6 protein-coding genes, 1 tRNA gene and 2 pseudogenes are annotated in these 11090 nt (G+C 26.8%); 4 read left to right on the top strand and 5 right to left on the bottom strand.

Features of this window, described 5'->3' with window-relative positions; all coding sequences use genetic code 11:
• Positions 1–208: pseudogene (locus tag ACERKK_RS06885) on the bottom strand (aminodeoxychorismate synthase component I); the annotation flags it as partial.
• Positions 209–214: 6 nt separating this feature from the next.
• On the bottom strand, positions 215–1090 hold the full coding sequence (locus ACERKK_RS06880; RefSeq protein WP_373772346.1) for an aspartate carbamoyltransferase catalytic subunit: 876 nt from the start codon (positions 1088–1090) through the stop codon (positions 215–217).
• A 96-nt stretch (positions 1091–1186) separates the two neighbouring features.
• On the opposite strand from ACERKK_RS06880, the gene ACERKK_RS06875 reads away from it, so the two are divergent.
• The 4 genes from ACERKK_RS06875 to ACERKK_RS06860 all read left to right on the top strand — a co-directional run bounded on the left by ACERKK_RS06875 (position 1187) and on the right by ACERKK_RS06860 (position 7923).
• Entirely contained in the window at positions 1187–3505 is a 2319-nt protein-coding gene (locus ACERKK_RS06875) for a fatty acid cis/trans isomerase (RefSeq protein WP_373772345.1), read from the top strand.
• Between the two features lie 74 nt (positions 3506–3579).
• A complete protein-coding gene (locus ACERKK_RS06870; protein ID WP_373772344.1) occupies positions 3580–4764 on the top strand; it encodes an aspartate aminotransferase family protein in 1185 nt (394 codons plus the stop codon).
• Entirely contained in the window at positions 4742–5935 is a 1194-nt protein-coding gene (locus tag ACERKK_RS06865) for a TolC family protein (RefSeq protein WP_373772343.1), read from the top strand. The genes ACERKK_RS06870 and ACERKK_RS06865 overlap by 23 nt, the downstream gene beginning before the upstream one ends.
• Before the next feature lie 23 nt (positions 5936–5958).
• Positions 5959–7923 carry a cache domain-containing protein gene (locus tag ACERKK_RS06860; protein ID WP_373772342.1) on the top strand — a complete coding sequence of 655 codons (1965 nt, stop codon included), beginning with the start codon at positions 5959–5961 and terminating at the stop codon, positions 7921–7923.
• Positions 7924–7980: 57 nt separating this feature from the next.
• On the opposite strand, the pseudogene katG reads toward ACERKK_RS06860, so the two are convergent.
• The 3 genes and pseudogenes from katG to ACERKK_RS06845 form a co-directional block, all read right to left on the bottom strand.
• Positions 7981–10178: pseudogene (gene katG / locus ACERKK_RS06855) on the bottom strand (catalase/peroxidase HPI).
• A gap of 211 nt (positions 10179–10389) precedes the next feature.
• Positions 10390–10794, bottom strand: coding sequence for a DUF350 domain-containing protein (locus ACERKK_RS06850; protein ID WP_373772341.1), 405 nt, complete (start codon positions 10792–10794; stop codon positions 10390–10392).
• A 94-nt stretch (positions 10795–10888) separates the two neighbouring features.
• Positions 10889–10964: transfer RNA gene (locus tag ACERKK_RS06845), tRNA-Cys, on the bottom strand.
• Positions 10965–11090: the final 126 nt, after the last annotated feature.

Genomic DNA, 11090 nt, shown 5'->3' with positions numbered 1-11090 from the left:
CAAAAAATGAAATAGGAAATTTTCTTATTTGCGTTTTTTCTTTTGTTTTTGAAACAATTTTTTGATTTATTTCAAACTTTATTGAAGATGGTAGTGATGATAATTTTATAATCTCAAACTTTGAAAAGTCATAAGACATTATAAAAAAAAATGGCTCATTTTCAGAGCCATATTTATTTAATTGTTTTTCTATAAATTTTTTATTCAAATATAATTATTTAACTAGTTTTTTTAGAACAGCCATTCTTATTGCAACACCATTAGTTACTTGTTCTAAAATTTTATTTCTTGGGTCTTTTAACATTTCATCTGAAATATCTACATTTCTATTTACTGGACCTGGATGTAATAATAAAATATTTCTATCACCCATTACTTCTTCTGTAATACAGTAATCTTTTGCATAATCGTTTAATGATTCAAAATATATTTCAGAGTGTCTTTCTAATTGTGTTCTTAAACTCATAATAATATCAAGATCATCAATAATGTCATTTATATTATTAAATTGTTTATACTCATCACCATCATATTTAAAACAATCAGGAGCTACTAAATTTACATCTATACCAAATCTTGGAAGTAATCTTCTGTTTGAACCTGCAACTCTTGAACTTCTAACATCACCAACAATTGCAATTTTTTTACCATCTGTTTGACCATCAAAATGTTCAAAAATAGTAAATAAATCTAATAATGCTTGAGTTGGATGAGAGTGTTTACCATCACCTGCATTTACAATTGGACAATCAACAAATTTAGTTAAAGATTCAGGTAATCCACAATCACTATGTCTTACAATAATTGCATCTGGCTTCATTGCATTGATATTTGCAACTGTATCAAATATTGTTTCACCTTTATTTGTTGATGATGTTCCAACATCAAGAGATACAATTTCAGCTCCTAATCTTTTAGCTGCAATTTCAAATGAACTTCTAGTTCTTGTAGAATTTTCAAAGAATAAAGTAACAATAATTTTACCTTTTAAAATCTCATTTGATTGAAAATCTAGAAAATCTCTAGCGTCAGAAAATAACTCTAAGATCTCATCCTTAGAAAAATCCGAAGTTCTAATTAGGTGTTGCATTTTTTTCCTTTAATTTTAGTTTTGATTTTAGCAAAAAGCTGTTTAAAAATATAAATTTTTGTATAATACAAAACTTTATTTTTAGGAATTTATTAAATGAAATTACAACTAGTCATATTTGCAATTATTACTTTATTTTTTACAGCATGTTCTGTTAAACCCTTAGAACCAATTAAATTTGAAGAAGTTAATAAAAAAATATCTTTTGTAAATCATATAAAACCTATTTTAGATAATAGATGTGTTTCTTGTCACTCATGTTATAACTCTCCTTGCCAATTAAAACTCTCATCATTTGAAGGATTACAAAGAGGTGCTTCAAAAGCTGATATTTATGCAAATCGTTTAAGTGCTTCTAATCCTACAAGATTATTTGTTGATGCTGTAAATGAAAAACAGTGGAGAGAAAAAGGTTTTTTCTCTGTAACAGATGAATTAGAAAATTCAAATGAATCAATAATGATGCAATATCTTAATCAAAAAATGAAAAATCCATTAAATATAGGTGATTATTCTCCTGAAACTGATGAGCTTTCATGTGTAAAAGATAAAGATGAATTAGCTGAATATTTTGATGATAATCCACATAAGGGTATGCCTTATGGTTTTCCTGCCTTAGAGAAAAAAGAGTATAACCTTTTAATGACATGGCTTAAGCAAGGTTTACCAAATGATACTATAAATTTAATACCCAATAATGAACAAAGTGAAATAAATAAATTTGAAGAGTTTTTTAATAATCTGGATATTAAACATCAAGTAAGTGCTAGATATATTTATGAACATCTATTTTTAGCACATGTTTCATTTGATGATAAAAGTGAAAACTTCTATGAATTAGTTAGGTCAAAAACACCTAGTGGGAAAGAAGTAGAAATTATTGCTACAAAATTTCCTTATGATGAAATCAAAGAGAAATTTTATTACCGATTTAGAAAAATAGAGTCATCAATAGTTCATAAAACTCATATGGTTTATAAATTAAATGATTTAAAACTACAAAGATATAAAGAACTATTTATTAATACAAAATGGCCTATAAAACCTCATACTATTACTTATGATAATAATACAGCTGCAAATGCACTTGAGGTATTTGAACAAATTCCAGCTAATAGTAGATATAAGTTTTTATTAGATGATATTCACTATATTATTATGACATTTATTAGAGGTCCTGTTTGTAAAGGACAAATTGCACTAAATGTAATTGAAGATAACTTTTGGATTATGTTTATGGATCCAAAATATGATTTATCAGTTCAAGATAGATTTTTTCTTCATGATAATCTAGAAAATCTTGCAATACCAAATCAATTTGGAGAAGATCCAAATATTTCTAAAACTTTTTCTATTTTAGATAATTACAAACTATCTAGACAATATCAAAGTAATAAAGCAAAAGTTTATAAAAAATATTATCCAAAAGGTTTATCATTAGATTCAATTTGGAAAGGTAATAAAAAAGATAATGATTCAATTCTTACAATATATAGACATTTTAACTCAGCTTCTGTTCATAAAGGAGCCTTAGGAAATATTCCAAAAACTTTATGGCTTATTGATTTTCCATTAATTGAAAGAATATACTATTCCCTGGTTGCAGGTTTTGATTTATTTGGAAATACTGCACATCAATTATTAGTAAGAAAACATATGGATAGACTTAGAATTGAAGGTGAGAGTAACTTTTTAGAATATCTTCCAAAGAACTCAAGAGAAGAGTATTTTAATTCATGGTATCAAGGTTGGTTAGCTTCATATCTTAGTGTATATATTCCAACAGGTGCAAATACAAATATATCATATAAAACAAAAGATTATAAAAATGAATTTATTTCAAAACTTTTAGAACATACAAATAATAAAAAAGATGAGATAAATTTTATAGAAAAAGATTATAAAAGTACAGAAATAAAAAAAACATATAATTCAAAAGATGAAATTGAAGAAACATTAAAAACATTAACATTACCAAATAGTTCATCTTTTATAAAGCATTTTACAAATTCAGAATCAAATCTTGCCTATCTTAGAATAAAAATGGAAAATCAAGATAATCTAGTTTATACAGTAGTTATAAATAGATGGCATAAAAATGTTGCCCTATTATTTGATGAAGAATCAAGATTAGATAGTTCAAAAGATACTATAAATTTTATCAAAGGTTTTATAGGTTCTTATCCAAATGCTTTTTTAGAAGTAGAACAAAAAGATTTAAATGATTTTTTCACCTTGATAAAAGATTATAAAAACACACAAAGTGATATTGATAAGATATTAAAATATACAATAAATAGAGCAAATCCAAACTTTTGGCAATCTTATGATTGGTTTAATAATGAGTTTAAAAAACAAGATCCATTAAATTATGGTTTATTTGATTTAAATAGATATATAAGTAAAGCTAGATAATCATATTAATAAATCGTTTAAATATTTTGGATATAATCTCTTCCATAATTAAGTAAGAATAATAGGAAAATAATATGGTAGAAAAATTAGATAAAGAGTATGTATTACAAACTTATGCAAGAAATTATGTTAACTTCAAAAAAGGTATAAATGCGACACTTTTTGATGAGAATGAAAAAGATTATATTGACTTTACATCTGGGATTGGAGTTGTTTCAGTAGGTCATGGAAATAAAAAAGTTGCCAATAAAATATTTGAGCAAGTTAGTAATATTTCTCATATATCAAATCTTTATGCTATTGAACCTCAAGCAAAATTAGGTCAAAAAATTGCACAGCTTTCAGGAATGGATGTAGCTACATTTTTTGCAAATTCAGGTGCTGAAGCAAATGAAGGTGCTATTAAAATTGCAAGAAAATATGGTGAAACAAAATTTGATAGTAAAAAATATAAAGTAATTACTTTAGAACATTCATTTCATGGAAGAACAATTACAACGGTAAAAGCAACAGGTCAAGAATCTATGCATTCAGCAAATTTTGCTCCTTATCCTGAAGGTTTTTCTTTTAACAATAAAATAGATGATATTTATAACTCAATTGATAATGAAACAGTTGCTGTTATGATTGAGTTAGTTCAAGGTGAAGGTGGTGTTCAACCATTAGATAAAGAAGCTGTTCAAAAATTAGCAAAATATTTAAAAGAAAAAGATATTTTATTAATTATTGATGAAGTTCAAACAGGAGCTTTTAGAACTGGTGAATTTTTAGCATCAAATCTTTATGAAATACAACCTGATATTATCACAATGGCTAAAGGTTTAGGTGGTGGAGTTCCAATTGGTGCTGTTATTACAACACATAAAGATATTTTAACAGCAGGTGATCATGGTTCTACATTTGGTGGAAACTATTTATGTACAAGTGCTGCTTTAGAAGTATTAGATATTTTAGATGAAGAGAAAAATTCAGGTACATTAGATGAAACAATTATCTATTTTCAAGATAAATTAAACGAAATTTATCAAAACAATAGAGATTTATTTACTCATAGTGTAGGCCTTGGATTAATGAGAGGACTTAGAGTAAAAGATGCACAGACTTTAGCTTCTATTATAACTGAAGGATTTAATGAAGGTGTTTTAGTTTTAAAAGCTGGAAAAAACACTTTAAGAATGCTTCCTCCTTTAACAATATCAAAAAAAGAGATTGATGAAGGATTTAAAAGGTTAGAAAATGCTCTTAGTAAAATCAAATAAAATTAAACTACTTTTTTGTAGTTTAATTTCATTAAATTTATATGCACAAGAGTTTAGTTTAGATAAAAGCATTATTTCTACACAAAGAAATGATGCTTTTGATTTAAGCGATAAACAAATCAAAGAAGATAGTGCAACATTAAAAAAAGATTGGATTAATCCAATCCAATATCAATATAGAAAAGATTTAGGTGAAGATTATAAAACATCAAAATCAACTGTTAGTATAAACCAACCAATTTTTAGAAGTGGTGGTATTTATGAAGCAATTAAATATGCTAATTCTACACAAAAACTTGCAAACTTAGAGCTTGAAGAACAAAGAAAAATTCTAATAAAAAATGCAATTAATTTTCTTTTTCTAATTAAAAAAAGTGAACTAAATATAAAAAAAGCAAACCTTGTTTTAAATAATGCACAAATTGATGTAATAAGAAAAAAAGAACAAGTACTAAATGGTTTTTTAGATAGTTCATTTTTAGACAATGCTTTATTAACATTAAACACATCAAAACATACATTAATTGATTTAAAATATCAAAAACAAGAGCTTATAAATAATTTTCATAACATCTCTTCACAAGAGTATACAAAATTTGAATTACCAGTTTTAAGCCTTGCTTCAAAAAAAGATTTCTTAGAAAAAAGTATTGAGATACAAAAAGCAAAAGCGCAGATTATCAAAAAAGGAAATTTTGCATATATTACAAAAGCAAAATATTTACCAAGTGTAAATGCTTTTTATAATTATTCAAAATATCATGATATTGGTGAAAATACAAAACTATCAAAAGAGAATGAACAAACTTTTGGATTAACATTAAATATTCCACTAGATAGTAGAACTTTTAACGATATTGAGAGTAAAAAATTAGATTACTTAAAAGCTAAAGTTGAACTTTCAAATAAAATATTAGATGAAGAAACTTTTTTTAAAAATAAACTTGAAAAAATTAATATGTATGATGATAGAATAGATGTAACAAAACAAGATTTAGAAATTTATAATTCTATATTAAAAATTATAAATGAAGAAAAAAAAGCTCAACTTAAAACTCAAAGTGATGTAGATACATTAAAAAACTCTAGAGATATGAAATTTTTAGATTTAAAAATCTACAATATTGATAAACAGATTGAACTTTTAGAGATATATACAAAACTCAATTAAATCAAAACTAGGAAGATATTTATATGTTTAACAATAAGTTCATTACATATTGGGTCGTAATTCTTCCTATTTTTGCTGTTATTTTAACTTCTTTTATTTTAACTTCTAAATTTATCTCTTTTGAAAAAAAAGAGTTTGAAGACAATAGAGAAAATATGAGAAACTACTATATTAATAATTTAAAAGATAATATAAAAAACCGTATAGATAGAACTGTAAATCTAATCGAAACAAATAGTATAAATATTAAAAAAGAAGAAAAAAGACACTTAAAAAATATTGTTAATATTGGATATAAAACAATTGAAACAACTTACAATTTACATAAGAATAGTTCTTATGATATTATTATTAAAGAGATAAGAAAAAGGCTTGAACCTTTAAGATTTTATGATAATGCAAGTGGATATTTTTTCATTATTGATTTAAATAACAAAGTTTTGATGCAACCTCAAAAACCTGAGCATACGAATAAAACATTAACTCATATTCAAGATTCAAATGGCAAATATATAATTCAAAGTCTTACTAATATAGCTAAAACTAAAGGCGAAGGATATGATACTTGGTCTTGGTATAAAGAGAATTCAGATTTAAAAAAAATGAAAGAAAAAATTGGTTACATAAAAGTTTTTAAACCTTTAAATTTATATATAGGAACAGCTATTTATAATGAAGATATAGAGGAAAAAATAAAATATGAAGCAATTAAACTTTTAGATATTTCAAGTTATGGAAAAACTGATTATATTTTTGCAATAGAACAAAATGGACGAGTTCTTACACATAAAAACAAAAGCATGGTAAATAAAGATTTTAAAACTTTTAGTAAAATTGAGCAAGATATTATTACAAATATATTAGAAAAAGCTAAAAATGAAGATGGTGAATTTATCACTTATACACCAACAAGTTTTAATATAGGTAAAAATTTATCAGAAAAAATATCTTTTGTAAAAACAATAAAAAGTTTAAATTGGACAATAGGGACAGGTCTTTATACTACAAGTTTAGAACAAGATCTTGCAAATAAGCAAAAAAGATTAACAGAAGAATTATCAGAAGCAATAAATAATATTATTATAATATCTTTAGTCTTATCTATTTTCTTAGTTGTTATTATGGCGTATATTGCAATAAATATTCATCAAAAATTATCAGATTATGAAGATGAACTATCTTTAAAAAATGCAACTTTAAAAGAGTTAAATGATAACCTTGAAGGGAAAGTTTTAAAACAAGTAAAAAAAATGCGAGAAAAAGATGATATATTATTTCAACAATCAAAACTAGCTTCAATGGGTGAAATGATTGGGAATATTGCTCATCAGTGGAGACAGCCTTTATCAACTATTAGTACAGTTGCATCAGGTATTAAACTTCAAAATGAACTTGGAATAAATGACTCTAAATCAATTAATGAATCATTAGATGCCATCGTAAAAAATACAAAAACATTATCACAAACAATAGATGATTTTAGAAACTTTTTTAAAAAAGATAAAACTAAAATAGATTTTAAAATTGAAGATACTATTGAAAGAGTATTAACATTAATGCAAGCAACACTAAAAATGAAAAATATTACAGTTGTAAAAGATATAGATTCTTGTAAATTTTATGGATTAGAAAATGAATTAACACAAGCACTATTAAATATTTTAAATAATGCAAAAGATGCCCTACTTCTTTCTAATGAAGAAGAAAAATACATATTTATTACTGTAAAAGATAATAATAAAGAGTTAATTATAAAAATCAAAGATAATGCAAATGGAATAGATCCTAAAATCATAAATAGAGTTTTTGAACCATACTTTACTACAAAATTTAGTTCAAATGGTACAGGAATTGGATTATATATGACTCAAAGTATTATTGTAAAAAATATGAATGGAAAAATAAAAGTATCAAATAAAGAGTATGAATATAAAAAACAAAAGTTTTCTGGAGCTGAATTCGAGATTGTTTTAAGAAAAAATACTTAGAATTTTATGTTTTTTAATTATTTGAAATAAAGAGAAAAACTCTCTTTATTTCTCTTTTTACATATCTACATTCATAACTTTATTCCAAGCAGTCACAAAATCATTTACAAATTTTTCTTTTGAATCTTCTTGTGCATAAACTTCAGCAATTGCTCTAAGTTGAGAATTTGAGCCAAATACTAAATCAACTCTACTTGCAGTCCATTTTATATTTGTAGATGCTCTTGTAGTACACTCAAACTCTTCTTCATCTTCACCTATATTATTCCAAATATTTTCCATATCAAGAAGATTTACAAAAAAGTCATTTGTTAAAACACCAACTCTATTAGTAAATACACCTTTAGAATCACCATTAAAAGTAGCTCCTAGTGCTCTCATACCACCAACTAAAACAGTCATTTCAGGTGCAGTCAAAGTTAGAAGTTGTGCTTTATCAACAAGTAACTCTTCACCACTTACTGCATATTTTTTCTTTTGATAGTTTCTAAATCCATCTGCAATTGGCTCTAAATGTGAAAAAGAATCAATATGAGTTTGTTCTTGTGTTGCATCTGTTCTTCCTGCGTTAAATGGAACTTTTACTTCATATCCTGCATCTTTTGCAGCTTTTTCAATTGACGCACTAGCACCAAGTACAATTAAATCTGCAAGAGAAACTTTTTTGTCGTTTATTGAAGAGTTATTAAATTCATTTTGAATCTCTTCTAATTTTGAAATAACTTCAGCAGTTCCTTTATTTACTTCCCAATCTTTTTGAGGTGAGAGTCTTATTCTTGCACCATTTGCACCACCTCTTTTATCTGAATCTCTATATGTTGATGCAGATGCCCAAGCAGTTGTTACAAGTTTAGATACTGATAATCCTGAATTTAAGATATTAGTTTTTAAAGTTTTAATATCTGCTTCTTCAATCATTTTATAATCAGCTTTTGGTACTGTATCTTGCCAAATTAAATCTTCATCTGGAACTTCAGGTCCTAAATATTTACTTTTTGGTCCTAAGTCTCTATGTGTTAATTTAAACCAAGCTTTTGCAAATGCATCTGCAAACTCTTGCGGATTTTCATGGAATCTTTTTGAAATAGGTCCATATATAGGATCCATTCTTAGTGCCATATCTGCTGTTGTCATAATAGTTTTTACTTTTTTAGATGAATCATGAGCTGCTGGGGCTAAATGCTCTTCTTTTGGATTTATAGGAGTCCATTGCCAAGCTCCTGCTGGTGATTTTTCTAAGTTCCATTCGTATGCAAATAAAATATCGAAATATTCATTATCCCATTTTGTTGGATTTGCTGTCCAAGAACCTTCAATTCCACTTGTGATTGTATCATCACCTTTACCACTTAAAAATTTACTTAACCAACCTAAACCTTGTGCGATAAGTCCTTCACCTTCTGGTTCAGGACCTACATTAGAAGCATCTCCAGCACCATGACATTTACCAAAGGTGTGTCCCCCTGCAATGAGTGCAACAGTTTCTTTATCCCCCATTGCCATTCTTGCAAATGTTTCTCTTATATCATTTGCTGATTCTAATACATTTGGTTCACCATTTGGTCCTTCTGGATTAACATAAATAAGTCCCATTTGTACAGCTGCTAGTGGATTTTCTAAATCTTCACTTTTGTGTTTATCTTCATCATATCTTTTATCACCAAGCCATTCATCTTCGCTTCCCCAATAAATGTCCTCTTCAGGCTCCCATACATCAACTCGTCCACCTGCAAACCCAAATGTTTTAAAGCCCATTGATTCTAAAGCAACATTTCCTGCTAAAACCATTAAATCTGCCCATGAAATTTTATTTCCATATTTTTGTTTTATAGGCCAAAGAAGTCGTCTAGCTTTATCAAGATTTCCATTATCTGGCCAACTATTAAGTGGTGCTAATCTTTGATTACCAGTACTTGCTCCTCCTCTTCCATCACCTGTTCTATATGTTCCAGCACTATGCCAAGTCATTCTTATAAATAAAGGACCATAATGACCATAATCAGCTGGCCACCACTCTTTTGAGTCTGTCATTAAATCTGTTAAATCTTTTTTAAAGCATCATAATCAAGCTTTTCAAACTCTTTAGCATAATTAAACTCATCTCCCAAAGGGTTCACTTTATTATTATGCTGAGAAAGAATCTTCAAATTAAGCTGATTAGGCCACCAATCTTTATTGTAAGTTCCTCTATTTCCAGTAGCAGGATTTACAACTGCATCTTCACTTCCTAAACCTGTAATTGGACATTTTGCCATAACAACTCCTTTTGTATAGTGTAATATTAAAAGACTAACTTTATTATTTTATATAATATTTAAGTTTATATTAAAATATTTCATATGTCAACAAAAAGGAATGATTTGATTAGTTAAAAAGTGAGTTTTATAATTTTAGGATTAGTGCTGCAATTCTAAGTTGAATATGCAATTCATAATGTTAAAAAGTCTAAATAATTATCAATGAGTTTTAATAACTCATTGATCCTGCATTTAAAAGCCCAATTGAAATTGATAAAAATGCCATTAATATACCAACAGAAATAACTCCATTAGAAATTTTTGTTTTAAAAGAGTATTTTCCATTAAGTCTTGTTACTATAAATGCAAAAACTAATTGAATTAAAATAGCAATTGCTCCCCAAATAGCAAAATCTAGATAAGATACAGAGTGAACTAAGGCACTATACAAAGGAATTGATACTCCAATAATAGCTCCACCAAAACCAAGCGATGCTGCAAGATTATTATCTTCGAAGATTAGCTTATAATCATCATAAGGTGTAACAATTGCATATAAATAAAGAAAAATAATCACCAAAACTATAGCTGTAAAAAAGAAGCCAAGAAAGCCTACAAATAATCCTATTTCCATTTTAAATCCTTTTTTTGATATTCTATCCAAATGAATATATATAAGTTATTGAAATCTAAGATTAAGTAAAAAAAATTTGTGATTGTTTAAAAAGTGGAGGAGCTAGTCGGACTCGAACCAACGCATATCGGATTTGCAATCCGAGGCATTACCAGCTTTGCTATAGCTCCAATGTATAAGTAAATCATAAACAATGATAAAAGTAAATGATTTTTTGTAAAATTGTATAAGTGGCAGAGAGCAAGGGATTCGAACCCTCGGAGGCGTGAACCTCGCCGGTTTTCAAAACCGGTACA

This window comes from Poseidonibacter sp., assembly GCF_041821165.1.
In the GTDB taxonomy this organism is placed as follows: Bacteria; Campylobacterota; Campylobacteria; order Campylobacterales; family Arcobacteraceae; genus Poseidonibacter.
The sequence above is the reverse complement of the archived record's forward strand: the minus strand, read 5'-3'. Positions and strand labels throughout refer to the sequence as shown.

What these genes read in the sequence shown, in the direction of transcription:
- ACERKK_RS06880 (WP_373772346.1), bottom strand. Translation starts at nt 1,090, where the DNA reads ATGCAACACCTAATTAGAACTTCGGATTTTTCTAAGGATGAGATCTTA.
- ACERKK_RS06875 (WP_373772345.1), top strand. Translation starts at nt 1,187, where the DNA reads ATGAAATTACAACTAGTCATATTTGCAATTATTACTTTATTTTTTACA.
- ACERKK_RS06870 (WP_373772344.1), top strand. Translation starts at nt 3,580, where the DNA reads ATGGTAGAAAAATTAGATAAAGAGTATGTATTACAAACTTATGCAAGA.
- ACERKK_RS06865 (WP_373772343.1), top strand. Translation starts at nt 4,742, where the DNA reads ATGCTCTTAGTAAAATCAAATAAAATTAAACTACTTTTTTGTAGTTTA.
- ACERKK_RS06860 (WP_373772342.1), top strand. Translation starts at nt 5,959, where the DNA reads ATGTTTAACAATAAGTTCATTACATATTGGGTCGTAATTCTTCCTATT.
- ACERKK_RS06850 (WP_373772341.1), bottom strand. Translation starts at nt 10,794, where the DNA reads ATGGAAATAGGATTATTTGTAGGCTTTCTTGGCTTCTTTTTTACAGCT.